Source organism: Aromatoleum evansii, assembly GCF_045689615.1.
In the GTDB taxonomy this organism is placed as follows: Bacteria; Pseudomonadota; Gammaproteobacteria; order Burkholderiales; family Rhodocyclaceae; genus Aromatoleum; species Aromatoleum evansii.
Map to the genome: position 1 here is coordinate 2,587,884 of NZ_CP141259.1, position 25,471 is coordinate 2,613,354.

The window sequence follows — 25,471 nt, forward strand, 5'->3', positions numbered from 1 at the left end:
CGAAAACCTCCGTGCCGTCTACGAGCGCTCGCCCTATTTCGCCGCCGCCCCGGCCGGGCGCACGTACCACGCCGGGTCCATGCGGCTCGCGATGCCGGCGTTCTTCAGCGTGCGCTCGTACTCGTCGCGGATATACGGGTCCTCGAGCCAGTACGGAATCGCGGTGCCGCCCTCATCGACGTCGATCGCGGTGTAGTCGGTGTGCTCCGCGCCGGGCGCGCCCGGGTCGCGCCCCGGGTTGTGCGGACCAAACCACGCGGTCAGCCGGAACCCCTCCTCGCCGACGCCGAAGTGCTGGTGGTACCAGCGCGCGCCGCCCGGCGCCGCGGTGACCAGGCCGACCGGCTCGTAGTCGACGCGGCGCACTTCGTCGGCCTTGCCGTCCTGCCACGGATTGACGCCGAGCCGCTCGGGCCAGGTGTAGGTGTAGCCCTTGCCCTTCACGCAGATCAGCACCGCGGCCGACGTGTGCGCATGCGCTTTCGAGTAGCGCCCGTTCTCATGCTCGCCGATCCAGTAGTAGAAACAGTTGTTCGTCATGAACGGCTCGACCCGCCGATAGCCCGGCGAGCGACGGTTGTCGAGCGGCAGATCGCACCGCGCGATGTCGGGAATGAAGTTCGTGCGGCGCATCGCGAGCCCGCGGACCGGATCCGTCTCGATGTCGTCGTTCGGCTTGTAGAAGTCGTCGGCGCCGCTGAAGCGGTCGCGGAACACGAACGGGTTGTCGAACACCGCCGCGACGTTGTTGAGCTGGTTCAGCACGTTCGGCGCCGTCGTGCCGGCGAGCAGCAGCGCGCCGCCCGAGGTCGCGTTGACGATGCGATGCCAGGCGTTCATCGGGATCGAGAACATCGAGCCCTGCTGCCATTCGAAGACGTGCTTGCGGCCGTCGCCTTCGAGCCAGACCTCGGTCGTGCCACGCCCTTCGACGACGAGAAAGATTTCCTCGTACATGTGCTTTTCGGGGTTCAGCGCGCCGCCTGGCGGCACCTCGACGACGTAGCAGCCCCACTTCGTCTCCGTGCCATACAGCTGGATGAAATGGCCGCGGCCGCCGGTACGTTTCCACGGCATGAGCGGCAGGTTCTGCACCTTGCTGATGCCGATGTCGCGAAACACCGGAATCCCCTCCGACTCCATGAAGGAGTCGTACGGCGTCGGCTGCTTCCTGAATTTGCCGAAGCCGGCCTTGCGGTTGCCGGCGGGTTCGTGCCAGTGGGCGAGGCTCTTGTCATGCGGCATGTCGTTCTCCGGTGTGCAGCATCTGTGATCGGATATCCCGGACGACTTTAACATCGCAAAATCGGCCGATTCAATAAAATGGACCGATGTTTCATATACCGGAACTCTTTCTGTGTTCGTTCGCGCGACGTCCGCCGCCGCGCGCGCACAGCCATCCGCCGATCACCAGCAGCGCGGCGCTGCCCCAGAACACCGGCAGCACGCCGGTCGCGGCGCCGAGCGAACCGAACACCGCCGGGATGAGGATCTGCGTGGCCTTGTTGACGGTCACGCGCAGACCGAGCGCTTCGCCGGCCCGGCCTGCGGGCGAGCGGTTGTAGGTCAGCACGACCGACAGCGGCTGCCCGCAGCCGAGTCCCAGACCGAGCACGAACGCGATCGCCATGAGCACCACGAGATCATCGAACAGCGGAAACAGCAGGTAAGTGGCGGCAGCGACGAGCAGCGACGCCGCGAGCACGGGCTCCTCGCCGAAGCGCCCGGCGAACCGCGGCATCCACAGCCTGACGACGAAAGCCGCGGCCGCCTGCGTCGCGAGCAGCACGCCGATCGCGGATGCGGAAAAGCCGAGCGATTTGCCATAGACGGGCGCATAGAAGCCGAAGAGCTCGACGCCGGTAAGGACCAGGCCGCTGACGACGTAGGTGCGGCGCAGATCCGCGTCGGATAGCAGTGCGAATACGCCGCCCGTGCCCTCGGCGTCGCGCGCCGCGTGCGGCGTCGCGCCCCCCCATTCGCGACCGAGAAGAAGAAAGCCGGGCAGCACGCACACTGCGCCTAGCAGCAGATAGGCCGCGACGTGGCCGCGCGCATCGATCGCGCCGCCGACGACGAGCGGCGCGACGCACCCCGACACCGCGGCGCCGAGGCTGAACAGGCCGAAGTTGTGCGTGCGCGTCATGCCGTCTCCGAGCGAGCCGACGAGCTTGTGCGCTGCCACGTGGAAGTACACGTTCGCGATGCCGATCAGCGTCGCCGACGCATACAGCGCCGGCAGCGCGGGCATCGCAACCGGCAGCAGCAGGCCCGCGGCGATGCCGAACGAGCCGGCGATCATCGGCCGACGCACGCCGAACCGGTCCGACACGCGCCCCGCGTGGATCGACAGCAGCAACGGCACGCACGCATACGCAGAAATCAGCAGTCCGAGCGAAAACGGGCGCGCGCCGAGCTCGATCGCATGGAGCGCGACGAGCATCTTGCTGCCCTTGAAAGCGATCTGGTTCAGCAGCGCAAACGCAACGACGACGCGGATTCCCATGTGCCTCCTTGCCGTTGGCTTTCGCCGCCAGGGCCGCCGGGTCGCCGGCACTCGTCGCGCCCGCCTCGTTCACTCCGACGGCTTGAGCGGCGTCCCGCCTGCGTCGGCCACGACGTGGACGTGGATACGCGGATGCCGTTCGAGCCAGTCGCCGACCGTCGGGTGGCCGCAAGCATCCTTGTCACCGACGATCAGATGCAGATCGCCGCGCGCGTTCTCCCGGTCCAGCCATTCCAGGAATTCGAGAAACGTGTTGTCATCGGCCGACGCGCCGGGCGGCGCCACGCGCACCGGACGATGCGGCGCGATCCCGGCCGCTTTCCAGATGTGGTGGATCGTCGACGTCGACAGCCCGGTCTCGCGCGCCATGCCGCGGCAGGTCCAGTGAGCGGCGCCGTCCGGTGGTGGCTGCGTCGTCAGCGAAAGCACCTGCCGGACTTTCGCCTTCGGCACCGGCGGACGGCCCGGCTTGCGCGGCTTGTCCTTCTTCAAGCCCTCGATCCCGGCCTCGCAATAGCGCCGTCGCCAGCGGCTCAGCGTCGGCACCGTCGTGCCGAGCCGCCGCACGATCTCGCCGGTCGGCACGCCGTCGGCGCTCATCAGGATCATCCGCGCACGCAACGCCTGCTTCTGCGGCGTGCCGCCGCACCGGATCCAGGCCTCCAGTTCGGCCCGCTGCGCTGCGCTCACGATCAACGTCGTCTGCGATTTCATATGCGATACGAAATCCGTCCGGAGTGATTCGATCGGTAGACCGCGTCCGCCCGCGCACTGCCGGGGGAGACGGCGGCGCGGGCGGAACGGCCGGGCGAGCGCCCGGCACTGCGGGCCCGGCTTAGCCGAGCAGGTAGCCGAACTTCTCGCGCGCGACGCGCAGGTCGTCGGGGCTCAGCTTGTTGACCAGCGGGAAGCGGTCGCGCCAGTGGAACGGTCGGCACGCGTCGATGATCGCGCGCGAGTTCGTGTAGTTGCCTTTCTCGCGGTCCTCGGGCGTCAGGCGCGGGTCGAGTGGCGTGCTCCACGAGTTCGTGATGATGTCGATCGACGTCGCCGGGTCCGAGCGCGTGACCATCGCCCACATCACCTCCTCGAGGTTCGACGCATCGATGTCGTCATCGACGACGACGACATACTTGCCCGCGTAGGCGCCGACGTGGCACTGGCTCGCGATGTGTCCGACCTGCTTCACGTGGCCCGGATAGCGCTGCTTGATCGACACCGCGAGGAGCATGCGCGCGCCGCCGCATTCGTGCGCCCACGCCGCGGTGATGTCGGGCACGCCGGCCTTCTCGATCTCCTGCTTGAGCAGCGCCGAGCGCGTGACCGCGCGGTAGCGCGCCATCTCGTCGGGCGGGCACAGCGGCGGGCAGCCGAGGATGATCGGGTTGTTGCGATGGTAGATCGCCTTGATCTCGAGCACCGGCTCCTCGCGCACGTCGCTCGCGTAATAGCCGGTCCACTCGCCGAACGGCCCCTCCTTCTTGCGCTTCGTCGGATGCACGTAACCTTCGATGACGAGCTCGGCGTTGGCCGGGATCGGGATGCCGGTGACCTTGCCGCGCACCATCTTCGTCGCCTTGCCGCGCAGCGCGCCGACCATGTCGAACTCGCATACGCCGTACGGCACCTCGCTGCACGCCATCAGGAAGGTCAGCGGATCGCCGCCGACGACGATCGCGGTCGGCATCGGCTCGCCGCGCGCCTCGTACTTGTCGCGATGGATGCGCCCGTGCTTGCCCGGCGAGATGTAGAAGCCGACGGTCTTCTTGTCCTGGATCATCACGCGGTAGGTGCCGGCGTTGAGCCACTTCTCGTCCGGGTCCATCGTGATGTTGTAGCTGCCGGTGCCGATGTAGCGGCCGCCGTCGTGCTCGTGCCATTGCGGCGTCGGGAACTTCGTGATGTCGATGTCGTCGCCCATCAGCACGTTCTCGAAGATCGGGCCGTCCTCGACGATCTCGTGCGGGATCGGCTCCATGCCGCGCAGGCTGTTCTCGAGGAAGGCCTGCGACAGCTCAAGCCGGGACAGGTCCGTCGGGAACCCCAGCGTCATGTTCTTGCGGAGTCCGCCAAAGAAATTCACGAGCACGCGATGGCCCTTCTCGCAGCCGGGCACGTCGTCGAAGATCACGCACGGCGCGGCGTCCGAATGCATCGCGAGGTCGGCGGCCATGCCGATCTCCTTCTGCCAGGTCGCGCCCTTGATCACATGCATTTCGCCGAGCTTCTCCGCCTCGGCGATCCATCCGCGTAGATCCTCGTAATCGATCCGGCAGTCCTGCTCGCGCCCCGCCTGGTTGCCGCCGACCACCTTGTTCAACACATTGTCATTCACTTGGTCTTCTCCTGCGTGGAAGCCGGGCCGAAGGCCGGCCCGGCCGTTCGAAAGGATTCACTAGCGGGCCGCCTTCCACGGCACGAGCCAGCGTTCGAGCTCGGTCAGCGCGAGCGAGAACAGGAAACCGAGCAGCGCGACGACGATCAGGCCGACGTACATGGTTTCCACCGAGAGGATTTCCCAGGCGTTCCAGATCATGTGGCCGAGGCCGCTATCGGCGCCGACCATCTCGGCGATCGTGATCAGGATCAGCCCCATGCCGACACCGAGCTTCACGCCGGTCATGATCAGCGGCATCGCGCCGGGCAGCGCGATCGTCGTGAAGACCTGCCAGCGGCTCGCCCTGAAGTTGTGGCCGACGTCGAGGTAGATCTTGTTGATCTCCATGACGCCCGCCATCGCGTTGATCAGCACCGGATAGAACACGCCGGTGGCGACCATGACGATCTTCGACGCTTCGCCCAGCCCGAAGATCAGCAGGATCAGCGGCAGGATCGCGCTCTTCGGGATCGGATAGGTCGCGGCGACGAGCGGGTCGAACACCGCGCGGATCGGCCGGGACAAGCCCATGACGATGCCGAGCGCGAGCGCCGGAATGCCGCCGAGCAGCGTCCCCCAGAAGAGGCGCGTCAGGCTCGCCGCGGTGTCGCTCCACAGCGCGCCGGATGCGGCGAGCGCAGCGAGCTTCACGCCGACCTGCGACGGCGCCGGGAAGAAGCGCGTGTCGATCGCACCGAGGCGCGCACACAGCTCCCAGACGAGGATCAGCGCGAGCGGCGATGCGATACCGATCACGAGATCGCGGTTCTTCGCCGCGCGCATCTTCGTGCGCGATTCGGCGGCACGGGCCTTCTTCGCGACGCTCATGACCGTACGCCCTCCTCGTCCTGGGCGCGCGCCCGGCGCACCTCGTCGCGCAGCTCTTCCCAGATGTTGTAGACGAGCGCGCCGTATTCGGGCCGCGCGCGCAGCTCGAGCACCTGTCGCGGACGCCCGAACGGCACGTCGATGACCGTCTTGACCTTGCCCGGATGCGCGCTCATGACGAGGATGCGGTCGCCGAGCGTGACCGCCTCGTCGACGCTGTGCGTGATGAACAGCACCGTCTTGCGCGTCTCGTCCCAGATGCGCAGCAGCTCGCCCTGCAGCAGCAGCTTGTTCTGCTCGTCGAGCGCCGAGAACGGCTCGTCCATCAGCAGGATCTCCGGGTCGTTCGCGAACGCGCGGGCGATCGACACGCGCTGGCGCATGCCGCCGGAGAGCTGGTGCGGATAGGCGTCCTTGAAGCGCGTCAGGCCGATCCGCGACAGATAATGCCCGACGACCTCCTCGATCTCGGCGCGCGGCCGGCCGCGCATCGTCAGCCCGTACGCGGCGTTCTGCCACACCGTCATCCACGGAAACAGCGAATCGCCCTGGAACACCATCGAGTTCAGCGGCCGCTCGCTGCCCGAATGCGCGATCTCGACGCTGCCGTGCGTCTCGGTCTCGAGCCCGCCGAGAATCCGCAGCAGCGTCGTCTTGCCGCAGCCGCTCGGGCCGACGATCATGAAGAAGGATCCCGCCGGAATGTCGAGCGACACGTCGTCGAGCGCGGCAAAGCGTCCGCGCCGCGTCTCGAAGATCTTCGCGAGGTTGCGGATACGGATCTTCGGCGCCGCTGCCGCGCCCGCCTCACCCGCCGCAGCCGCCTGCGCGAGCTTGTGCTGGATCGAGTAGTCGCTCATTGCCCGTTCCTTCTCGCGTACGGGCCGAGCTCCTTCACCGCCGCCTCGACGAAACCGTTGTCGACCGCCTGCTCGACGCTGACCTCGCCCTGGATCAAGCCCTCGTCCTTGAAGAACTGCAGATCGTTCTTCAGGCTCGCCTCATGCACCTTGCCGTTCGGATTGCAGCCGTTCGCGCTGATGACGCGGTAGGTCGCCGCATCCTTCAACGGCGTGGCGGCCGTCAGGATGCCGATGATCTCGTCGCTGCCCGGCCCGACGAGCCGGCCGTCCTTCAGCGCGTCGTTGTAGTCGCGCACGCCGCGGAGGTATGCACGCATGAACTTCCTCGCCGCCTCGGACTTTTCGCGCGCGAACGGCCCGGAATACAGCACGACCGCGAGCTGATGGTCCGGATAGGCCTCGTCGTCGCCGAGCACCTTCACCGCGACGCCGCTCTGGATCGCGCGCGTGGCGGACGGTTCGGTCGTCAAGGCGGCGTCGACCGCGCCGTTCTGCAGCGCGAGCACGTGCTGCGGAAAGCCCATATAGACGCGCTCGACGTCGGCGGTCTTCAGCCCCGCCTTCTTCAGCATCTCGTTCAGCGTCGAGGTTGAGGCACTGCCGGGCGCGCTGCCGGCGATCTTCATGCCCTTCAGGTCCTTCAGCGTCTTGAACCGGCCGCCCTCGACGAGGTCCTTGCGCACGAGCAGCGGCTGGTAGCCGTATCCGGTCGGCGTCGAGCCCTTGTCCGCGACGATCTTGATGCTGATGCCGCGTGCGATCGCGTTGTACAACCCCGCCGACGGCGAGCCGCCGCCGACGTCGAGATGCCCCGCCCCGAGCGGCGCGACCATCTTCGCCGCCGAATCGAACGGCGTGAACGCGACGTCGAGTCCTTCTTCGCGGAAATAGCCCTTCTTGTCCGCGATCAGAAAACCGACGTCGCTACTGGAATTGACGAGGCCGACCCGTACCGCGGTCGAGCCGGCCGCGGCACTTCCGATCGCCGCGAGCGTGAGACAGGTTGCCGAGAAAAGCCTGAAGCATGCCGATTTCATCGATTGCTCCTCCTTTGTGCCGCTGACGCTGCGACGGCCGCGTGCGCGGCGTCGCGGTCGCGACGTCTTTTTTCTGCGTCTCCGCACGCGGGGCAAACCGAATCGGCGCGGACTCGTCCGGCAGTCGCCCGATTCGTATCTGCGTTTCAGCGTCACCGCGTGAAATGCCGAAATTTCTTCTTGTCGTTGTTCCTTCTTGCTGGCCCCTTTCGGCGCGCCCGCTCCGTCGATCCGGTCACCCGGCCGGCGGGCGGCGACACGCCGCGCAAATGCCTATTGACCCGGCAGCTAAAATCCGTTCGGGCTGAGCCTGTCGAAGCCCTGGCAGCGCCCTTCGACAAGCTCAGGGCGAACGGTTGTACTTGATTGCCGGTTTAATAGTGGTGGCGGCGATAGCGTTCAGCGCCCGGTGCGCGCGAGGGACAGCACCCAGCCGGCCATGCGCGACTTCATCTTCTCGATGTCGCCGTTGCTGAAGAAGTCTTCGGGCTTGACCAGATCGACCCCGTACACCGGCCGGTGGAAGTCGCTCTCGTAGCCGTACGGCACCGTCGCGTCGATCCCCATCCCGCCCTCAAACTGGGTGTTGGAGGCGGTCCATTGCTTGTCGCCCGAAGTCATGCGTTCGGCCGGCATGAAGGTCTGGCCACGCCCGCCGGGGATGGGGTTGAGGATGTCGGTCTGCGGATTCACGCGCGTGGTGAGGCACCACATGATGTCGTCCATCGAGTAGATGTCGACGTCCTCGCTGACCGCGATCGCGAGCCGCATGCCCTGCGAGCACGACAGGATCGCGGAGAGGAAATTGCGCTGCCAGCCTTCCTCGATCTGGTTGCGCTTCTTCACCTGGATGATGCAGCCGCCCCAGTCGGTCATGCAGTACGGGATATGCACGTTCTGCACGATGCCCGGCTGCAGCCGCTCGCACAGTGCGAAGATCGCCGACTCGCGCACCGAGGTGTCGATGTTCGAGTCGTCGGCGGTGTGCACGCCGAGCGGGAAGATGATGGGCTTGGTCTCGCGCTTTCGCATCGTGATCGCGGTCACGTGGAAGGTCGGCGCCTTGTAGGCCTTGCCCATGTAGCCGGCCCACTCGGGGTGGAAGTGGAAGCGGCCCTGGATGTCGGCGGCCTCGGATTCGGCCGTCTCGTAGCGCTTGTCGCGCGGGTGCAGATAGCCTTCGAGCACGTATTCGGCGTCCGCCAGGGTGTAGGCGTCGATCGTGCGGCATTTGACCAGCCGCACCGGCGCGCCCTGGATCGCGCCGGCGATGCCGATCTCGTCGCAGCCCTTCGGCAGGATCGCATAGTCGAAGCCGGCGCCGGCGACGTAGGTGCACGACGGCGGCACCCCGAAGCACATCGTCAGCGGGATCGGCTCGTCGTCCTTGTAGTGCTCGGTCATGACCTGCCACATGTGCGAGCCCGGCGAAATCTGGAACGTGCCGACGTTGCCCCAGCGGAAGTTCATGCGGTTGTAGCCGATATGGCTGCCGCCGTCGAAATACGGACCGACCACGCACGAGATCCCCGAGCCGATCGTCATCTCGGTCTCGAGCGGCGTGTGGCGGATCGCGGTGAGCCACTTGTTGACGTCGAGGTCGTCGGTGAGGACCTCTTCCTGCACCGGCGCTTCGTCCTGCGAGATGATGATCGGCTTGAGCGGATGGTCGATCGCGCGGGCGACTTTCTTGACGCGGTCGAGCGAGTCCTGCCAGCCGAAGAGCTCCTCGACGACGCGGATGTCGCCGAAGAGGTTCGTGATGGCGCGCGCGTGCGGCATGCCTTTGACGTTGTTGAAGAGCATCGGCAGGCTGCCGTCGAAGATCTTCTGCAGCCCGGTGATCTCGAGATCCGGATTCACTTCCTTGTCGCTCTCGACCAGGTACCCCTTGCCGCGGAACCACTCCACCGCCTCGCGCAGGTCCTTCACGCCCACGCGCCCGCTCACCGCATCGATTTCCTTCTTCGCCAGATCGTTCATCTCGTTCGTCTCCAGGGTTTCGTTCATTCGGGGTTCAGGTTGTTCACTTCTGCGGCTGCAGATTCGCCACCTTGCGATTGCGCATCTCCCCTTCCCAGCGCCGCGCGAATTCGGCCGGCAGGCCGAACTGATCGAGAATCCGGGCCACGACGTGATCGACGATGTCATCGACGGTCTCCGGATGGTTGTAGAACGCCGGCATCGGCGGCATGATCGTCACGCCCGTCTTCGACAACTTCAGCATGTTCTCTAGATGGATGTCGCTCAGCGGCATCTCGCGCGTGACCAGCACTAGCTTGCGGCGCTCCTTCAGGATCACGTCTGCCGCGCGGTGCACCAGGTGGTCGCCGGTGCCATGAGCGATCGCCGCTAGGCTGCGCATCGAGCACGGCGCGATGACCATACCTTCGGTCATGAAGGAGCCCGACGAGATCGACGCGCCCATGTTCCCCTCGACGTGATCGACAGCGGCGAGCGCGCGAACCTGCTTCGCGGTATAGGGCGTCTCGTGTTCGATCGTCTGGATCGCCCATTTGCTCAGCACGAGATGGGTTTCGACGTCCGTGTCCTTCAGCGCCTCGAGCAAGCGAATGCCGTAGATCACGCCTGTTGCGCCAGTAATGCCGACTATCAGTCTTTTCATACGTCCCCCACTCCAGGAATGATCGCGGACCGCCGACCGCCGCCGTGAGTCCACGATGCGGACTATGTTACGAACCTGCTTATGTCGATAAACCGCAACGTCTGCGGCTTGAATACGACTTTAGTGATGTTCACCCGCACAAACAATCCATTTTGTGGACTTTAAGTTCCACATTCTGGATACACCTTCACCTTCAGCCGCGATTGCAGGACGCGACTGGCAATGGGGCTGGCGCGCGGTGCGATCGATACACCCCGTCCGGAGGTGGACTCCAATAGTGTTCCATTAGATGGAATTGCATTCTCAGATACAGCCTTGCCAATGTGCTCGCCCCCGCATTATGTTTTTATCAAACGGGCAATACACTCCTGCATAAAAGTCCATACGTTGGACTCTTTATCGCGTCATCAGCTGGCGAGCTCGATACCGGAAAGCGGACGGAGGACCTTTTATGTCAGGCAACTCGATCGGCAAGCTCTTCGTGGTGACGACTTTCGGCGAAAGCCACGGCATGGCAATTGGCTGCGTCGTCGATGGCTGCCCCCCCGGCCTCCAGTTGGACAAAGCCGACATACAGCCGGACCTCGATCGTCGCAGACCAGGGCAGTCGCGCTTCACGACCGCGCGGTCCGAGGACGACAAGGTCGAGATACTTTCCGGGGTATTCGAAGGTCGCACCACTGGAACCCCGATTGCACTACTGATCCGCAACACCGACCAGCGCTCCAGGGACTACTCGCGCATCAAGAACTTGTTTCGCCCGGGTCACGCCGATTTCACGTATCAGCGCAAGTACGGGATCCGGGACTATCGGGGAGGCGGACGTTCTTCGTCGCGCGAAACCGCGGCACGCGTGGCCGCCGGCGCCATCGCCAGGAAATACCTGAAGCAACGTTTCGGGGTGCAAATCGCCGGATATGTAGCGAAACTGGGGCCGATTTCCGCCGATCACATCGATTGGGACGAGATCGGCCGGAACCCGTTCTTCTTTCCCGACGCGAGCAAGATTCCGGAGCTCGAGCGTTATCTCGATTCCTTGCGCATAGCGGGCGATTCGGTCGGGGCGCGCGTAAACGTCGTCGCCCGCGGCGTGCCCGCGGGACTCGGTGAACCGGTGTTCGACCGGCTGGACGCCGACATCGCGCATGCGCTGATGAGTATCAATGCCGTCAGAGGCGTCGAGCTCGGGGACGGCTTTGCCTGCGTCGAACAAACAGGCAGCCAGCACCGGGACGAGATCGAGCAGACGAGCTTTCGAAGCAACCGCGCCGGTGGAACCCTCGGCGGCATCTCCTCCGGCCAGGACATTCTTGCCAGCATCGCCCTCAAGCCCACATCGAGCATCCGTATTCCCGGCAAAACCATCGACGTCGATGGAAAGCCGGCCACGATCGAGACGTACGGACGACATGACCCCTGCGTCGGCATTCGGGCGGTACCGATCGCGGAGGCCATGGTGGCCCTCGTACTCCTCGATCACGCACTGCGCGACCGCGCCCAGAACGCCGAAGTCCCCCGACCGCCGCAAGCAATGTGAACCGTCATGCCAGCTAACCCGCGCGAAGAACTCCTCCTCTATCTTCAGGAGCACCACGTCATGACCCTCGCAACGCAGGGGCCGGACGGCCCTTGGGCGGCGGCGGTGTTCTACGTGAACGAAGGTCCCGACGTGTATTTTCTGTCCGCGCCCTCAACGCGGCATGCCCGCAACCTGGCAGCGGACGGACGCGTTGCGGCTACCGTGCAGGAAGACTATTCCGATTGGCGACAAATCAAGGGGATTCAATTAGAAGGTGAGGTGACGCGGCTGAACATTGCAGATAGCGTGAGGGCGGCTGGCCTCTTCATGCGCAAATTCCCCTTTACCGCCGAGCGCCGCGCTGAAGAGGTGATTTCGATGGCGATGAGTAAGATCGCGTGGTATCGGCTCCGAACGAGCGTCTTGTATTTCGTCGACAACTCCCGCGGGTTCGGCTGGCGCGAACGCCTTGAGTCTGCAGCGCTAAAAACGCCGCTCAGCGCATAACAAGAGGTGACATTACCGCGCAACGTCTCGGCCGACGGGCAAGCGGCTGGCTTCCAACCCTTCCGCTCGTCGACGAGCTTGCGCGGACTGAGCGGCAACAATGTTGCGGAAAGCTGCCGCACCGTACCTAGTGCAGTCGAACGGCAGGTCTCCGGTTCATCGACGGGGTGGTATCGACCCCTATGCACAGTTTGAAACTATGCACAGTTGGTTCGACGAGAATTCCAGCGACGCTGGTGCGACGGGGGATTTGACGAAGTAGGGCGAGGTAGATCTCGACATAGTTTTCGCCGGCAGATGCAGTGGTGGTCCCATCCAAGGAGACCGCCATGGCACAGAAACGAACATCTCGACCCAACCGCATCGACTGGCTCGCCAAGGGTCCGTTGGCGCCTTTCGTTGAGGCCTACAAGCAGTACCTGACCGACCGCGGCTACGCTGCATCGACGTTCAAGAACTGCATGCGCGGCATAGCCCATTTCGCGCAATGGATTCACGATCGGCGTCGGTGCTTGCGATGCATTGACGAAACCGTTGTTTCCGAATTCCTTGATGGCTCTCTTCCGGAAGGCGGCTGCACCGGCCAACCGCGTCATGATCGTGGCAATCTGAGTGCTGCACTCGGCCATCTTCTGGTGGTGCTTCGTGATCGTGGAGTCGTTCCCTCGCCGGCGGTGACGACGGCGCCGGTGGACGAGGAGTTGCTCCGCTACGACGAGTACATGGATCACGTGCGAGGTCTGGCGCCCAAGACCAGAAGCACCGCTCTGCGGATCGTGAGGCGACTTCTGGCCTCGCGCTTTGGCGACGGCCCCCTCGCTTTCAACACCATCAAGCCCGACCATGTTCGGCGGTTCTTCGCGAAACAGGCCGAGCTTTACAGCAAGCCAGCCAATGCCGGATCGGTGGTCGCGACACTCCGCGGATATTTCCGCTATCGCGCTTCTCTTGGCGACGCGGTGCACGGATTGATTGGCGCGCTGTCCTATCCTGCCAACTGGCAGCTGTCCTCGCTCCCCAAGACATTGACGACGGAAGAAGTAGGGCAGCTGATTGGGGCGCTTGGCCAGTCCGGTCGATCCATGCGACGTGCCGATGCGATTGTGCGTTGTGCGCTCGATCTTGGTCTTCGCAGCGGCGAGGTTGCCCGCATCGGCCTCGATGACATCAACTGGCGCGCTGGCACGATCACGCTACGTCACACCAAGGGCCGTCGCGAGGATGTGCTGCCACTGCCGGTCACGACCGGCAAGGCGATAGCGGCGTACCTACGACACGAACGCCCGAAGACCACCAACCGCGCAGTCTTCGTTCGGCACGTAGCCCCTCGGGATGTGCCCGTTGGTCCCGACCTCGTGCGTAAAACGATTCGCCAAGCCTTTGCCCGCGCAGGACTGCCCTATACACGCTCGCACCTGCTGCGCCATACGATGGCCAACCGCCTGCTCGCCGGAGGATCGTCCCTCAAGGAAGTGGCTGACGTTCTGCGCCATCGCTCCCTGAACACCACCATGATTTACGCCAAACTCGACAGTCGCAACCTCGTCGAAGTTGCCCTGCCATGGCCAGGGAGCAAGCCATGAGCACGATCTCACTGGAAGGCCGGGTCGAGCAATATTCGGTTGAGCGACGCCGGCTTGGTTTCTCCGGCCGCTCGGAGCGGTATCCGTTACGTAGTTTCGCAAAGCATGTTCAGACGATCGGCCATCATGGAGCGCTGACGATCGAGGTCATGGCCGAATGGGCACGGCGCGACAGTCACGGCAGCAATAACCCGCTCACCTGGGGTCGTCGACTCAAGAAGCTGCGCACTTTCCTGCGATGGTTACAGCAATTCGAGCCACGCACTGAGATTCCTGACGATTCCATCTTCGGCCGCCTCCCCGAGCGGCTGTCCCCTCACATCTACAGCGAGCAGGAAATCATCGATCTGTTGGCTGCCGCCCGGCGGCTCGGGCCAACGCCCGGTCTGCGAGGCGCCGTTTATGAAACGCTGTTCGGTCTGATCGCGAGTACCGGTATGCGGATCTCCGAGGCCCTGGCACTACGCAACGAAGATGTCGATCTGAAGTACAGCTTGCTCACCATCCATCAAACCAAGTTCGGCAAGTCGCGCCAGGTCCCCTTGCATCCCAGCGCAGTTGAAGCATTGCGCCGGTACCTATGGATTCGCGATCTCGCTGGCGACTTCGCACAGGACGATGGTCCGCTCTTCATCGGCACTCGCGGGCGACGACGCGGTCTCCCCATGGATAGCCATCAGGTCCATCGCGTCTTTACCTCGTTGCGTGAGGAGTTGGGCTGGCACAACCGCGGGGCGCATCATGCCCCTCGCATCCACGACCTGCGCCATACATTTGTCGTGCGACGCATCCTGTTGTGGCAATCGCAGGGGGTCGATGTTGACCAGGCGATGCTGTCGCTGTCGACGTATGTCGGCCACGCGATGGTGACCAATACCTACTGGTATCTCTCGGCCGTGCCGGAATTAATGTCGCTGGCTGGCCGGCGTTTCGAGTCCTACATGGAGCAACCGGAGGTGCACGATGCGTGAAGCGATCGCACCGAAACCTCCCTCCTTCGCTTCCTTGGTCCAGCAATTCTTCACCGAGTATCTGGTTGCGCAACGCGCCGTCAGCCCGCGCACGGTAGCCTGCTATCGCGACGCACTGATGTTGTTCCTGGACTTCTCCAGCCGGCGGCTGAAGAAGGCGCCAACGAGTCTGCAACTCAATGACATTCAGCCTGATCTCATCTTGGCGTTTCTGGATCATCTCGAACGCGAGCGACACAATGCGGTACGCAGCCGGAATCTTCGACTCACCGCATTGCGGGCGTTTCTGAAATTCGCCGGTCGGCGCGACGTCGCCTCCCTCCACGTCGTCGAACGCGCACTGGCGGTACCGATGAAGCGGTTCGAGCGACCCATGCTTGGATTCCTCACACGGGAGGAAATGCTTGCGGTCCTCGGCCAACCCGGTGATACATGGACCTCGCAGCGCGATCACTTGCTCTTGGCCATGCTCTACAACACCGGTGCGCGGGTCTCCGAGATCATCGGCGTCCATGTTGCCGATGTCGTTCTCGACGGTGGTGCTTGCGTGCATTTGCACGGCAAGGGACGCAAGCAGCGATCCGTTCCTCTCTGGCACACCACGGTCGCAGAGGTCCGTGCCTGGCTTCGACTGAATCCGACGTTGCGGGGCGAGGCGCCCTTGCTGCCCAACCGCGATGGACAACAGCCAATGTCGCGATCCAATGTCGTTCAGCGCCTTGCGCTTGCCGTTGCTCGGGCAGCGGCTCATGTGCCTGGCATCCTCAACAAGCGGGTTTCTCCTCACACATTGAGGCACACGACCGCCATGCACTTGCTGCAATCGGGCGTTCCGTTCAACGTGATTGCGCTCTGGCTCGGGCACGAGAGCCCGACAACGACCCATCGCTATGTCGAAGCCGACCTTGCCATGAAGGAAAAAGCGCTCGCGCGGTTGGAGGCACCCGACACCACTTTGCATCGATTCAAGGCGACGGACTCGCTGATGCAATTCCTCGAAGCGCTGTAACTATGTGCACCTGCGTCGGCCTCAACAGCGGCCGGTGCAGGGAATCCCGCCAGCACCGTGCATAGTTTCAAACTGTGCATAGGGGTCGCTATGTAGAGGTTTACATAGCGACCCACAGCAGTCACTGGAACGCAAGGAAAGCTGCCGCTCAACGTTCAAAGTGAGGGGCAGCCGGAGCGCGTAGCGCAGAGGGAACCAAAAGCGTAGCTTTTGACTGTCCGCTCGACTGATGGGATGGACTCCCCCGTCTTTTCGGCGCCGAATAGGCGCCACCGGTGCTCATGGGGATGGGGATCGGTCATCGACGAGAGGAGTCCGAAATGCATGCTACTACCGTTGCCGTTGATCTGGCCAAGAGTGTATTCCAGATTGCCGTTGCCGATGACAAGTGGAAAGTCGTCGAGCAGCATCGGCTGACCCGATTGCAGTTTGAACGCTGGTTCCAGAACCGCCAGGTGGATCTGGTGATCATGGAAGCTTGCGGCTCGGCGCACCACTGGGCACGCTGGCTGGCGGGGCTCGGCATCGAGGCGCGCCTGTTGCCGGCGGGCTACATCCGGGCCTATGTGAAGCGCAATAAGACCGATGCCGCCGACGCCTGCGCGTTGCTCGAAGCGGCGCGCTGCGCCGACATCGAACCGGTGCGCATCAAATCCGTCGAACAACAGGCGCTGCAGGGCTTGCACCGCATCCGTTCGTTGTGGATGGCCACACGGACCTCGCGTATCAACGCGCTGCGGGGCTTCTGCCGCGAGTTCGGGCTGATGATTCCGCAGGGCGCGCGCACGGGCATCGAGGCGATCAGCCGCGTGCTCGCCGATCCGCACTCGCCGGTCCCGATGCTCGTGCGCGGCGCGATGCGCTTGCTCGTCGAGGAGATCCGCCTGCTCGAGCAGCGCATCGCCGATCTGGAGAAAGAATTGACGGCGCTCGCACGCGAAAGCGCCGCCTGCAAGCTGCTGTTGTCGATTCCCGGGATCGGCCTCTTGACCGCGACGGCGATGGTCGCGGCCACCAGCGGCAAGGTCACGCACTTTAAGGACGCGCGGCATTTCGCGAGCTGGTTCGGGCTGACGCCGAAGGAATACTCGTCGGGCAGCACGCGCCGGCTTGGGCGCATCTCGAAGCGTGGCGACCGCTATCTGCGGATGCTGCTCACGCACGGGGCACGGGCAGTACTCCGAAGCGCGACACTGGCGCGCCAGGCCGGCCGCCAACTCGACGGCCTGCGTGCCTGGATCACGAACGTCGAAGCGCGCAGCAATCACAACAAGGCCGCCTGCGCGCTGGCCAACAAACTCGCGCGCATCTGCTACGCCTGCCTGCGCGACGGCACGCCATTCGGCGAGCCGCAACCGCGCCCGATGAAGAAACTCGAACGCACCGCGTTCGCCGTGGCGGCCTGAGGACCGCGCCATGAACACGACTTATCCACCGCGGCACGCGCGCCTGCGTGAGAGGCGCCACGCGCGCGCCACCGTGGATAAGTCTGCTGCCGTTGTTGTTCCCGCTGTTCCCGTCCCACGCTTGCACCGAGACTGATCGCCCATCATGGCAAACTGGGTCGCACCCACACGGATTGACGCCGATAACTCTGCCGGCAGCTTCACGCGTGCCGCTTGCATCGATTGGCGCACCGTGGGCAGATTCCATGTCGGCACGGACCACTCAGAGTCCACACCAGATGCCGGATATACGACTGCATGCGTTTCCCTACGGCCAGAAAAATCGCTCAGTTTCCTTGCCTTCCGGGGGAGTCCATATATGAAAGGTTAGCCACTTAAAACGGAATTTCATCGTCAAAATCAACAGTCTGTGTTGCGGGCTCCGGATGCTTAAATGCGCCAACGCGGACAATCACCCCTTCCAAATGCTTTCGTTCAAAATCGGAAAGGGATGCCTGTTCGAGAAGGACTTGGAGTTGTTGGTCTGTAGCAATGGACCAAGAATCGAGAATGCCTATTAGGTCAATTTTCTTTTTCGATGGGAGCGTCGCAAAGGCCTTGGCGATGCACTGAAGTAGCCGCGCCCGAAGATGGGGTTTGTTTAGCAGCGCCTGTACAACTTCATTCGCAACTCGGTCAGGCAGCTTCCCCTTGACTTGTATGCCTTGATACTTTCCGAAGAACCCGAAGGGGTCAACCCCAGCACGGAGCGGAAGTATGTCCACTTTGCGCCCCAAGGCATAACCGACCTCTTGGACACACCAGTCAGACTCCTTGAACCCAGGCTCGACGACAGCAACAAGAACATCCATCGTTTCCAATCCAGCCTCGACCTCGTCTCGCCACTCACGCGATGCCTTTATGTCTTCATGAGCGATAAATGCCGAAATTCCCCAGTTGGCCAAGTTAGCCTTCAGGGCAGACATGCGCCCGCGATTCGAGGAAAGATGGCTGACGAATGCCCTCAAATAGTCATGCTTCCAAAAATCGGCAGACTTCAGCGTGGCTGGAGTGAAAATCCGCAAGTACTTCGCAGGCTCCTGTTGCTGATACCAGAGGTCTATGTCGAAGTGATCAACAACTTCAGCGATCAAGCTGTTATCCGAGTCGAAGATGGATGCTAGGACCTCGGCGACACAGTACGGATAGTCGTCGTCTCCGAAACTGAGTGAACGCAGCAACCGAGGGTGGCCCGTAATCTTCTTCAGGCTCCCCGTAATCTGACCGAGCGCTACCCAGTCGCTCTCGGAAAAAGTATCCGCAGCGTACTTCGTGATTACGGCGACCTTTTTTCGATCCGAGGAGTCCATGTTTGAAAAGGCTAACGTTGCGCTTGAGGGGCGCGGAGATAGCAAGCAAAGCTTGCTGGCGGAGCGTCCCACTCGAAGTGTTTGTTAGGCAATTTGGCTGCCCTCATCTGACTGTAATGATGAACTGCGGACGCCGAGAATGTAAGTAAACATTAGGTAAATTGCTGATCTGAGATCCTCAGCCTTGTTAACCCTCGATGTTTTGCCAGGGTGGTCGTAATAAAGAGCGAGAAAGCTATTGAGACGTTGTTGTGCAGTTGGATGTTCTAACCTGTGCGCGAGAGAATTGCGTAGGGAATTCAGCTTCTCGCCCATAGTCCATCCGTACGACAAATCGTCGCGACCTGACAAAGCTGCAGCCAATTTCAGTTTTATTGAGAAACTGATCTGGACATCCTCAAGAACTGATTTGCTTTTGCAGTGCGCCTCAATGATGTCATCTAGTAGCTCTTCTGCCAGTAAATGTGCTTTCAACGTAATTAGGGTCAAGTCTTGACCGGCCGGCATATGTTGATGAATACGTCGCATGTCATCGTGTTCGTTCATTGGTGCTCGCTCTGATTTTGCCTAACTTTGTTTTCGGGCGACTGCACTGCTGCGTAACATCGGGGTGCTCCGGAACACCGGACCTCAAACGCCTGCAGAGATTAACTAAATTAGCGATTTATCGCCATGTGGAGTCTCGTCTGCTCTAAATAACAGAGCGGCAAATCCAGCGGCCATGAAACGCGCCCAGCGTACCGCATCCGGATGGCGAATGTCTCCTTACGGCTGCGAGCTCTGACTGGCCGCTTGTGGCCGATAGTGCCAGTCCGACCGTGCCGCCCCAAAGCCGACGTTGCTAGGGCCGCCGCGACGACGAGCGGCAGCTTTCGACGTTCCTTTCGCAGTGCGTGTAACTGGCCATCAACGTGAGCCGAGGCGGATTGCGCACTAGTGGCCGCAGATCAGGACGATCCCTGGCGTCCAGGAGGTCGGCCATCTCGCGCGGCCTGCTCGCCCATCGGGACGGCCTCCTCATCGGCGGACCTGCGTCGCGACAGTGCCGCGACTACAGTCAGCCGAAACCCGCCCCCTCACCCGAATGGCACGACCCCGAACAACACCCCGTGCAGGTGGCGCGCAAACACGAACCATGCTCCCACCCCGACCCCAGCCGCCACCGCATCCCAATCCAGCGCCCCTTCCCCCCGCACCACCCGCTGCGCCCGATCGCGCCGGTGCGCGGCGGCGAAGCTCGCGATCGCCCACACCAGGAAGCAGCCGAACAGCAGCAGGTCGGCGAGCGTGCCGTTGGCGAGCAGGTGCGCGAGCGCCCACAGCTGCACGCCGAGCACCATCGGGTGGCCGAGCTTCGCGCGCAGCCGCGTGCCGGGCACGTAGGCGGCGGCGATCAGGACGAAGGCGGGCAGCGTCAGCACCGCGGCCAGGTGCCGCGTCCACAGCGGCGGTGCCCACAACACGATCGGGTCGAGCCGCACCGCGCCGTAGCCCCACACAATCAGGCCGAGGCCGATCGCGGAGGCGAGCGAGTAGGCCAGCTTCCACTTCGCCAAGCCAAAGTGGGTGATGTACTGGGCGCGGTTGTCCTCGGCGAAGATGCGCGCCGAATGGGTGCTAAAGAACAGCAGCAGTCCGAGGATCAGGGCGGTCATGCGGGATTCTCCGTGCGGGTTGTAAGGAGCGCGTGGGCGCCGGGCGTCGCGGCCGCAGGCGGCGCCGCTTCGCAGACGACTGCGTCGCCGATGCGCAGCACGCCGCCAATAAGGACGCGCGCGACGACGCCGCCATGGCCACGCATCGCGTTGTAGCCGCCGGGGCCGAGCACGTCCTCCATACGCGAGCAGGGCTCGCAGACGCCGGTGAGTTCAAGCACGACCTCGGCGCCAATGCGTAGCACCATCGGCTGGTCGCGGAACAGCGTCCGCGCGGCGAGCAGGTTCAGGCCGGAAACCACCAGATTGCGCCGCAGCAGCGCCGGATCGACCTCGTCGCGGCGAGCCAGCGCCGCGATCGCCGCCAGATGCTCAGCCTGGATCAGGCTCAGCTGGCGCTTGCCGCCGCCACGGCCGGAGGCGGCGCAGTGATCCCCGACAAGCCCGCGGCCGGCCAGCGCGTGCGCCTCGCCCACCGGCTGCGCTGCGGCCCGTCGCGCCGGGCGCAACAGAATCGCCTCGAGCCGGCCGGCGTGGGCGAAGCGGCCGGTCAGCGTGCGAAGGTCAACAGGCTCGGCAGCGGAGGCGGAACGGGCAGGCGGCATGGCGATCAGTGTCGATGAAATACGGCGGACGCATCATCCTACCGCGCCTGCCGTCCCCCGCCTGCGCACGCCATGATTTCGATCCACACGGCTAGCGCTGCGCGGCAGGTCACGGCGTGACCCTTGAGCCAGTACGCATCGACGAACTCACGAGCCGTCGTTCCGCAAAGGGCCGACGACCGGAAGTAGGGACGGCTCCCCTACTCTGCATCAGTTGACATTAACCCCCTGATGACATCTTGATGGTCGCAATGGCGCGAGTGCAGATGCGTGCCTTGCCGCCCCCACTCCTCACTGTTGTCCCTGGATGTCTTGTGCGATCACGGAGCTCTTCGAGCAGCTCGCGAGCGAAGATAAGAGCGCGGTGCGCTCATACGGCTTCGTCGTCTCAAACCTCAACAACCAGGCGCGGCTGGAACCCAACAAACGTTTCGCCTGGATAGCCCTTCGGGTTCGCGACAACCCGTGTCGCGCCGATGCGGTAGTCGCAGGCGACGTGCGAATGGCCGTGAATCCACAGCGTCGGCTGATGCTCCAGGATCAGCCCTTCGAGGTTCGAGGCATACGCTGCAGTCACCAGATCACCCCGGAAGCGTGGCGCGATCGACTGGATCGACGGTGCATGATGTGTCACGACCACCGTCGGACCGTCGTGCGGCTGCGCGAGCTCGTGAGCAAGCCAGTCGCGGGCGTATTCGTGGATGCGCAGGGTGTCGACAGCCGACAGCATGACCTTCGTCGGCCCGTCTTTCAGCGCGACGATCTTCCGGTAATCGGTCATCTGCTCTTCGGCCGCGTTCATTGCTTCGCTGCGGCGATGGGCACCGAACAGCTGGAAGTCGGTCCAGAGCGTCGTTCCGAGAAAGCGCACGCCCTCGATCACGGTCGAGGACTTTTCGAGGAAGAAGCTGCCTGCACGCTCGGCTTCAGCGCGTAGTCCGTGCAACTGGCGCACCGTCGCGGGCATGTTCTGGCCGTAGAACTCGTGATTGCCTGCGACGTAGATCATCCACCGATCGCGCCACCCGCGAAACCGCTTGAAGCCCTTGGTGCCGACGTCGATATCGCCGGCCAGCACGAGCACGTCATAGTCGAGATCGGCCGGCTCCCACGGCTCGCCAAATTCGAGATGGACATCGGACGCAATGCAGAGCTTCATCACCAAATCCCCCGCGCTTTATCGGCTTCCATGTCTGCAACCGTGAGCCGTGCACCTCTCGTACGCGCCGCGCCGATGCACGCCGCCGTTTCCCACGGCTGGAGATCGTCCGCCAGGTGCGGGCCGTAGTAGTGTGCGTCTTGATTTGCGTTCCCGCGGATCGCTACTGCTTTAGCAAACCCCACGTCATCAAACACGCCTTCGACGTCGTCGACCACTACTCGCGCGACGGGCGGCAGGCTCGCAAGGATCTCGATCAGTTCGCGAACGTTCAAGTGCTCTCCTTGTTGCATTTCGCTAATATCTGCCTTTCATTAGGGCTGGTGAAGAATCGCCGTCATGAGTTCAGCGCTTCTTTCCACGCCCTGATGCTTCTTTCCACGCCCTGATAAACCGCTCTTGCCGGCAGAACTTGAGGGCGAGGGCGCGGGAGTGGCGCCCCAGAGCCGCATTGCGTACTTCAAACACCTGAGCGTCACGCGCAAAAAACGAATCCAACTCAGCCGATAAGGCTTATCTCGCGCTACGCATCCTTGCAAAGCCCAAGGATGACAGATCTTTTAGGTGGGATGTCCGCTACGCCAGGAACAAACAGCCGTTACGATTTCGGATCTTCGTTGTTGTCTATAGCCGCACTTGGGCGTTATGAACAGCTGTCCATAACGGCCATTTCCGGCCACTCCGAGTTCGGGCCGATTGCGGATGTTCGAATATGTCATTTAGATGTATAGATCGCGTGTGGCCTTCGAGCAGGTAATGAAGGTGACCGAGCGCCGCTCGATGCTCCGTCGCTCCAGATCAAGAGACGGTGCGGCGCGGCGTAGCGCCCGGTCCGATTAGATGCTCCTCGGCTGCAGCGCAATGATCGCCATACCGACCAGCGCCACGCCCGCGCCGATCGCGTCCCAGCGTGTCGGCGCGACGCCATCCACGGCCCAAAGCCAGCCCAGCGCCACGGCCACATAGACACCGCCGTAGGCCGCATACGTGCGCCCCGCGGCGAACGGATGCAAGGTCAGCAGCCAGGCGAATAGGGCGAGCGAGACGGCGGCGGGCAAAAGCAGCCACGGCGGACGTCCCTGCTTCAACACGAGCCACGGCAGATAGCAGCCAAGGATCTCCGCGACCGCGGTGATCGCGAACAGGCCCGTGGTCTTGATCAACTGCATCATCGCACTTCCCCGGGATTGGCGGCGTGGCAGGCGCAGGCTTCGCCGTGAGCGGCCGCCACCAACTCGTGCAGGATGCCGCAGTCGGCAGGGACCTGTCCGATTTTGCAGCGCGCACGTAGCGCCGTGAGCTGTTTCTCCAAAGCATGTAGCGAGTACAGCCGCGCCCGTACGCGAGCCAGTTGCTCGTCGATCAGCCGGTTGATGTCACCGCAGTCGGCTTCCGGGTGCGTGACGAAATCGAGCAGGCGCCCGATCTCGGCCAACGGCATGTCGAGCGCGCGGCAATGACGGATGAAGGCCAGGCGCTCGCCATGGTGCTCGCCGTAATCCCGGTACCCGTTCGACTGCCGGGGCGGTGTCGGCAGCAGACCCGCCTTCTCGTAGTACCGGATCGTCTCGACGCCCACGCCGGTCGTTTGAGCGAGTTCCCCGATGCGCATGTTTACCTCCCGTCAGACCGATCACTATAAATGCTTGACCCTGGAGTGACTCCATGGTTTCCAATGGCGGCAATCGAATTGCGAAGGAAAGACCATGTCCACTTGCTGCTCCGGAGAATGTTCGTCAGCAAGGGCCGTCGTCAGTCCGCGTTTCCGCAAGGCGCTGTGGGTGGCGCTCGCAATCAATGCCCTGATGTTCCTGGTCGAAACCGTCGGCGGGCTGCACGCCGGTTCGGTGTCCCTGCTCGCAGACGCGATCGATTTTGCCGGTGATGCCGCCAACTACGGCTTGTCGCTGGCGGTGCTGTCCATGGGCTTGTTGTGGCGCGCCCGCGCCGCTTTGGTCAAAGGGCTGACCATGGGCGTCTATGGTCTCTTCGTCCTCGGCAAGACCGCCTGGACGGCGATGTCCGGCATCCCGCCGGAACCCGTCACCATGGGCGCCATCGCCGTGCTCGCCTTGCTGGCCAATGGCAGCGTCGCGGCGATGCTCCACGCGTTTCGCGACGGCGACGCGAACATGCGCTCGGTCTGGCTGTGCAGCCGCAACGACGCCATCGTGAATGTGGCGGTGGGGCTGGCGGCCGTGGGCGTCCTGGGCACCGGCACCGCTTGGCCGGATCTGCTGGTAGCGGTGGTGATCGCTGGCCTGGCACTCTTGGCGGGCCGGAGCGTCGTGCGGCAGGCACGCGGAGAAATCGCCGCCCATGCGGCTGCGGCCACGCCCGCATGAAACCCATGCCGGAGAGCGCCGTGATTCTAGAATCCACGCTGACCTGTCCGAAATGCGGGCACACCAAGACCGAACAGATGCCTGCGGATGCCTGCCAATGGTTCTACGAGTGCCAGGCCTGTCACGCACTGCTGCGCCCGAACGCCGGCGACTGCTGCGTGTTCTGCTCCTACGGGACGGTGCCGTGCCCACCCGTACAGGAAGATCGAAAGAAGCACGGCTGCTGTGGCTGATCACCTGATCCTGCTGTACCACCGTTTGCAGATGCGAGCGTCCGGTTTAAGAAAGGTCGTCAGCCCGGAGCGGGTCGGGCACAGCCGCTGACCTGAAAAGGCTGTGCGACAGCTTTCAGAGTGATCCAGGCATTTGGTGATGGACTTTCGGCGTTTCGTGCCCTGGCTGGCTGCTCTAGTTTGCAAGGTTGAAGGGTGGCTTTCGTAAGCGGACAGCAATGACTGGCTCGCGGAAATGCCGGGCGGTGGCGTCAGGCTAAGGCGTCGGGGTCTTGCATCCAAGTGGGAATATCGCGCTGGCCATGCAGCACACGCCAGACATCAATGTGGTCTGGCCGTTCGACGTAGAAGACGAGGTAAGGGTAGCGAGACAGCGACCAAGAGCGTAGACCGGGAAGGTCCAATTCATGCCCGTAACGAGGCGAACCTGTGGCGGGATGGCGACCTATGTGGGTATAAACCTGTTCCAACGCGTCGATGAAATCGAGTGCGATCGACGCGGCCCCCTCGTCCAGGTAGTAGGCGACCACGTTGTCGACGTCTAGGTTGGCCTGCTCACGCGGAACTACCGGCTTGACCCTCACCCGCGAGAAACAGACTTTGCAGCCTTGCGTACCCGGTCACGCAGACCTTCGAAGTAAGCGGCATTGGCTGGCGATCCCTGTGCAGAGGCTGCGCCCGCCAGCAACAAGCCACGCAAGCGCTGACGCCCCTGATCCTTGCGGATCAGTTCGCGCAGGTACTCGCTGCTACTACCGAAGCCGCGCTCGCTGACCTGCTCGTCCACGAAGGACTTCAGGCTATCGGGCAAGGAAATGTTCATCGTGCTCATGGCCTCAGATTAGTCGGCTTGGCAAAATTTGGCAAGACTGCGTGTCCGTCTCGCCATATCC

General features: G+C 63.4%; 27 protein-coding genes and 1 pseudogene. 8 read left to right on the top strand and 20 right to left on the bottom strand.

Annotated elements, in window-relative coordinates:
* Positions 1-33 precede the first annotated feature (33 nt).
* The 9 genes from U5817_RS12115 to U5817_RS12155 all read right to left on the bottom strand — a co-directional run bounded on the left by U5817_RS12115 (position 34) and on the right by U5817_RS12155 (position 10,237).
* Entirely contained in the window at positions 34-1,245 is a 1,212-nt protein-coding gene (locus U5817_RS12115; protein ID WP_407280911.1) for a cupin domain-containing protein, read from the bottom strand.
* Positions 1,246-1,336: 91 nt separating this feature from the next.
* A complete protein-coding gene (locus tag U5817_RS12120; RefSeq protein WP_407280912.1) occupies positions 1,337-2,506 on the bottom strand; it encodes an MFS transporter in 1,170 nt (389 codons plus the stop codon).
* Between the two features lie 69 nt (positions 2,507-2,575).
* Entirely contained in the window at positions 2,576-3,220 is a 645-nt protein-coding gene (locus U5817_RS12125) for a helix-turn-helix domain-containing protein (RefSeq protein ID WP_407280913.1), read from the bottom strand.
* Positions 3,221-3,341: 121 nt separating this feature from the next.
* Positions 3,342-4,841 carry a UbiD family decarboxylase gene (locus U5817_RS12130; protein ID WP_407280914.1) on the bottom strand — a complete coding sequence of 500 codons (1,500 nt, stop codon included), beginning with the start codon at positions 4,839-4,841 and terminating at the stop codon, positions 3,342-3,344.
* Between the two features lie 60 nt (positions 4,842-4,901).
* A complete protein-coding gene (locus tag U5817_RS12135; RefSeq protein WP_407280915.1) occupies positions 4,902-5,711 on the bottom strand; it encodes an ABC transporter permease in 810 nt (269 codons plus the stop codon).
* The gene (locus U5817_RS12140) at positions 5,708-6,571 is read right to left on the bottom strand and encodes an ABC transporter ATP-binding protein (RefSeq protein ID WP_407280917.1); all 864 of its coding nucleotides are present in this window, start codon (positions 6,569-6,571) and stop codon (positions 5,708-5,710) included. Before U5817_RS12140 ends, U5817_RS12135 begins: the two co-directional genes overlap by 4 nt.
* A complete protein-coding gene (locus U5817_RS12145; protein ID WP_407280919.1) occupies positions 6,568-7,611 on the bottom strand; it encodes an ABC transporter substrate-binding protein in 1,044 nt (347 codons plus the stop codon). Before U5817_RS12145 ends, U5817_RS12140 begins: the two co-directional genes overlap by 4 nt.
* 399 nt (positions 7,612-8,010) lie before the next feature.
* Positions 8,011-9,621: a UbiD family decarboxylase gene (locus U5817_RS12150; protein ID WP_407280888.1), complete on the bottom strand. Its 1,611-nt coding sequence runs from the start codon at positions 9,619-9,621 to the stop codon at positions 8,011-8,013.
* Between the two features lie 16 nt (positions 9,622-9,637).
* Positions 9,638-10,237 carry a UbiX family flavin prenyltransferase gene (locus tag U5817_RS12155; RefSeq protein WP_040395783.1) on the bottom strand — a complete coding sequence of 200 codons (600 nt, stop codon included), beginning with the start codon at positions 10,235-10,237 and terminating at the stop codon, positions 9,638-9,640.
* Between the two features lie 451 nt (positions 10,238-10,688).
* On the opposite strand from U5817_RS12155, the gene aroC reads away from it, so the two are divergent.
* The 6 genes from aroC to U5817_RS12185 all read left to right on the top strand — a co-directional run bounded on the left by aroC (position 10,689) and on the right by U5817_RS12185 (position 17,232).
* Positions 10,689-11,774 carry a chorismate synthase gene (gene aroC / locus U5817_RS12160; RefSeq protein ID WP_407280920.1) on the top strand — a complete coding sequence of 362 codons (1,086 nt, stop codon included), beginning with the start codon at positions 10,689-10,691 and terminating at the stop codon, positions 11,772-11,774.
* Between the two features lie 60 nt (positions 11,775-11,834).
* Positions 11,835-12,263, top strand: a complete 429-nt coding sequence (locus U5817_RS12165) for a pyridoxamine 5'-phosphate oxidase family protein (protein WP_407280922.1) — start codon at positions 11,835-11,837, stop codon at positions 12,261-12,263.
* 329 nt (positions 12,264-12,592) lie between these two features.
* Positions 12,593-13,846: a site-specific integrase gene (locus tag U5817_RS12170; protein WP_407280923.1), complete on the top strand. Its 1,254-nt coding sequence runs from the start codon at positions 12,593-12,595 to the stop codon at positions 13,844-13,846.
* Positions 13,843-14,817, top strand: coding sequence for a tyrosine-type recombinase/integrase (locus U5817_RS12175; protein WP_407280925.1), 975 nt, complete (start codon positions 13,843-13,845; stop codon positions 14,815-14,817). The genes U5817_RS12170 and U5817_RS12175 overlap by 4 nt, the downstream gene beginning before the upstream one ends.
* Positions 14,810-15,826 (top strand): tyrosine-type recombinase/integrase, encoded by a 1,017-nt coding sequence (locus tag U5817_RS12180; RefSeq protein WP_407280926.1) that lies wholly within the window; start codon positions 14,810-14,812, stop codon positions 15,824-15,826. The genes U5817_RS12175 and U5817_RS12180 overlap by 8 nt, the downstream gene beginning before the upstream one ends.
* A 287-nt stretch (positions 15,827-16,113) precedes the next feature.
* On the top strand, positions 16,114-17,232 hold the full coding sequence (locus U5817_RS12185; RefSeq protein WP_407280928.1) for an IS110 family transposase: 1,119 nt from the start codon (positions 16,114-16,116) through the stop codon (positions 17,230-17,232).
* 374 nt (positions 17,233-17,606) lie between these two features.
* Here U5817_RS12185 and U5817_RS12190 read toward each other — a convergent pair whose 3' ends face one another.
* From U5817_RS12190 to cadR, 9 genes and pseudogenes are all read right to left on the bottom strand, one after another.
* Complete coding sequence (locus tag U5817_RS12190; protein WP_407281065.1) at positions 17,607-18,365, bottom strand: toll/interleukin-1 receptor domain-containing protein; 759 nt, start codon at positions 18,363-18,365, stop codon at positions 17,607-17,609.
* Positions 18,366-18,581 (bottom strand): annotated as a pseudogene (locus U5817_RS12195) (hypothetical protein); the annotation flags it as partial.
* Positions 18,582-18,665: 84 nt separating this feature from the next.
* Entirely contained in the window at positions 18,666-19,127 is a 462-nt protein-coding gene (locus tag U5817_RS12200; protein ID WP_407280929.1) for a hypothetical protein, read from the bottom strand.
* A 530-nt stretch (positions 19,128-19,657) separates the two neighbouring features.
* On the bottom strand, positions 19,658-20,236 hold the full coding sequence (locus U5817_RS12205) for an NnrU family protein (RefSeq protein WP_407280931.1): 579 nt from the start codon (positions 20,234-20,236) through the stop codon (positions 19,658-19,660).
* Positions 20,233-20,841 (bottom strand): MOSC domain-containing protein, encoded by a 609-nt coding sequence (locus U5817_RS12210; RefSeq protein ID WP_407280932.1) that lies wholly within the window; start codon positions 20,839-20,841, stop codon positions 20,233-20,235. Before U5817_RS12210 ends, U5817_RS12205 begins: the two co-directional genes overlap by 4 nt.
* A 388-nt stretch (positions 20,842-21,229) precedes the next feature.
* The gene (locus U5817_RS12215) at positions 21,230-22,000 is read right to left on the bottom strand and encodes a metallophosphoesterase (RefSeq protein ID WP_018992640.1); all 771 of its coding nucleotides are present in this window, start codon (positions 21,998-22,000) and stop codon (positions 21,230-21,232) included.
* Positions 22,000-22,275: a hypothetical protein gene (locus U5817_RS12220; RefSeq protein ID WP_157354167.1), complete on the bottom strand. Its 276-nt coding sequence runs from the start codon at positions 22,273-22,275 to the stop codon at positions 22,000-22,002. The genes U5817_RS12215 and U5817_RS12220 overlap by 1 nt, the downstream gene beginning before the upstream one ends.
* 561 nt (positions 22,276-22,836) lie before the next feature.
* A complete protein-coding gene (locus U5817_RS12225) occupies positions 22,837-23,172 on the bottom strand; it encodes a YnfA family protein (RefSeq protein ID WP_018992638.1) in 336 nt (111 codons plus the stop codon).
* Positions 23,169-23,612, bottom strand: a complete 444-nt coding sequence (gene cadR, locus U5817_RS12230) for a Cd(II)/Pb(II)-responsive transcriptional regulator (protein WP_018992637.1) — start codon at positions 23,610-23,612, stop codon at positions 23,169-23,171. Before cadR ends, U5817_RS12225 begins: the two co-directional genes overlap by 4 nt.
* Positions 23,613-23,781: 169 nt before the next feature.
* Here cadR and U5817_RS12235 point away from each other — a divergent pair, with 169 nt between their 5' ends.
* Positions 23,782-24,345, top strand: coding sequence for a cation transporter (locus U5817_RS12235; protein ID WP_018992636.1), 564 nt, complete (start codon positions 23,782-23,784; stop codon positions 24,343-24,345).
* 5 nt (positions 24,346-24,350) lie between these two features.
* On the top strand, positions 24,351-24,578 hold the full coding sequence (locus tag U5817_RS12240) for a GDCCVxC domain-containing (seleno)protein (protein ID WP_084600597.1): 228 nt from the start codon (positions 24,351-24,353) through the stop codon (positions 24,576-24,578).
* A gap of 251 nt (positions 24,579-24,829) precedes the next feature.
* Here the strand turns inward: U5817_RS12240 and U5817_RS12245 are convergent, their stop codons facing one another.
* Entirely contained in the window at positions 24,830-25,108 is a 279-nt protein-coding gene (locus U5817_RS12245; RefSeq protein WP_232429033.1) for a type II toxin-antitoxin system RelE/ParE family toxin, read from the bottom strand.
* A gap of 50 nt (positions 25,109-25,158) precedes the next feature.
* Positions 25,159-25,410 (bottom strand): hypothetical protein, encoded by a 252-nt coding sequence (locus tag U5817_RS12250; protein ID WP_018992634.1) that lies wholly within the window; start codon positions 25,408-25,410, stop codon positions 25,159-25,161.
* Positions 25,411-25,471: the final 61 nt, after the last annotated feature.

Excerpts from the sequence above, each read along its gene's own strand:
- U5817_RS12115 (WP_407280911.1), bottom strand. The coding sequence starts at position 1,245 with ATGCCGCATGACAAGAGCCTCGCCCACTGGCACGAACCCGCCGGCAAC.
- U5817_RS12120 (WP_407280912.1), bottom strand. The coding sequence starts at position 2,506 with ATGGGAATCCGCGTCGTCGTTGCGTTTGCGCTGCTGAACCAGATCGCT.
- U5817_RS12125 (WP_407280913.1), bottom strand. The coding sequence starts at position 3,220 with ATGAAATCGCAGACGACGTTGATCGTGAGCGCAGCGCAGCGGGCCGAA.
- U5817_RS12135 (WP_407280915.1), bottom strand. The coding sequence starts at position 5,711 with ATGAGCGTCGCGAAGAAGGCCCGTGCCGCCGAATCGCGCACGAAGATG.
- U5817_RS12140 (WP_407280917.1), bottom strand. The coding sequence starts at position 6,571 with ATGAGCGACTACTCGATCCAGCACAAGCTCGCGCAGGCGGCTGCGGCG.
- U5817_RS12145 (WP_407280919.1), bottom strand. The coding sequence starts at position 7,611 with ATGAAATCGGCATGCTTCAGGCTTTTCTCGGCAACCTGTCTCACGCTC.
- U5817_RS12150 (WP_407280888.1), bottom strand. The coding sequence starts at position 9,621 with ATGAACGAAACCCTGGAGACGAACGAGATGAACGATCTGGCGAAGAAG.
- U5817_RS12155 (WP_040395783.1), bottom strand. The coding sequence starts at position 10,237 with ATGAAAAGACTGATAGTCGGCATTACTGGCGCAACAGGCGTGATCTAC.
- aroC (WP_407280920.1), top strand. The coding sequence starts at position 10,689 with ATGTCAGGCAACTCGATCGGCAAGCTCTTCGTGGTGACGACTTTCGGC.
- U5817_RS12165 (WP_407280922.1), top strand. The coding sequence starts at position 11,835 with ATGACCCTCGCAACGCAGGGGCCGGACGGCCCTTGGGCGGCGGCGGTG.
- U5817_RS12170 (WP_407280923.1), top strand. The coding sequence starts at position 12,593 with ATGGCACAGAAACGAACATCTCGACCCAACCGCATCGACTGGCTCGCC.
- U5817_RS12175 (WP_407280925.1), top strand. The coding sequence starts at position 13,843 with ATGAGCACGATCTCACTGGAAGGCCGGGTCGAGCAATATTCGGTTGAG.
- U5817_RS12180 (WP_407280926.1), top strand. The coding sequence starts at position 14,810 with ATGCGTGAAGCGATCGCACCGAAACCTCCCTCCTTCGCTTCCTTGGTC.
- U5817_RS12185 (WP_407280928.1), top strand. The coding sequence starts at position 16,114 with ATGGGGATCGGTCATCGACGAGAGGAGTCCGAAATGCATGCTACTACC.
- U5817_RS12200 (WP_407280929.1), bottom strand. The coding sequence starts at position 19,127 with ATGAACGAACACGATGACATGCGACGTATTCATCAACATATGCCGGCC.
- U5817_RS12205 (WP_407280931.1), bottom strand. The coding sequence starts at position 20,236 with ATGACCGCCCTGATCCTCGGACTGCTGCTGTTCTTTAGCACCCATTCG.
- U5817_RS12210 (WP_407280932.1), bottom strand. The coding sequence starts at position 20,841 with ATGCCGCCTGCCCGTTCCGCCTCCGCTGCCGAGCCTGTTGACCTTCGC.
- U5817_RS12215 (WP_018992640.1), bottom strand. The coding sequence starts at position 22,000 with ATGAAGCTCTGCATTGCGTCCGATGTCCATCTCGAATTTGGCGAGCCG.
- U5817_RS12225 (WP_018992638.1), bottom strand. The coding sequence starts at position 23,172 with ATGATGCAGTTGATCAAGACCACGGGCCTGTTCGCGATCACCGCGGTC.
- cadR (WP_018992637.1), bottom strand. The coding sequence starts at position 23,612 with ATGCGCATCGGGGAACTCGCTCAAACGACCGGCGTGGGCGTCGAGACG.
- U5817_RS12240 (WP_084600597.1), top strand. The coding sequence starts at position 24,351 with ATGCCGGAGAGCGCCGTGATTCTAGAATCCACGCTGACCTGTCCGAAA.
- U5817_RS12250 (WP_018992634.1), bottom strand. The coding sequence starts at position 25,410 with ATGAGCACGATGAACATTTCCTTGCCCGATAGCCTGAAGTCCTTCGTG.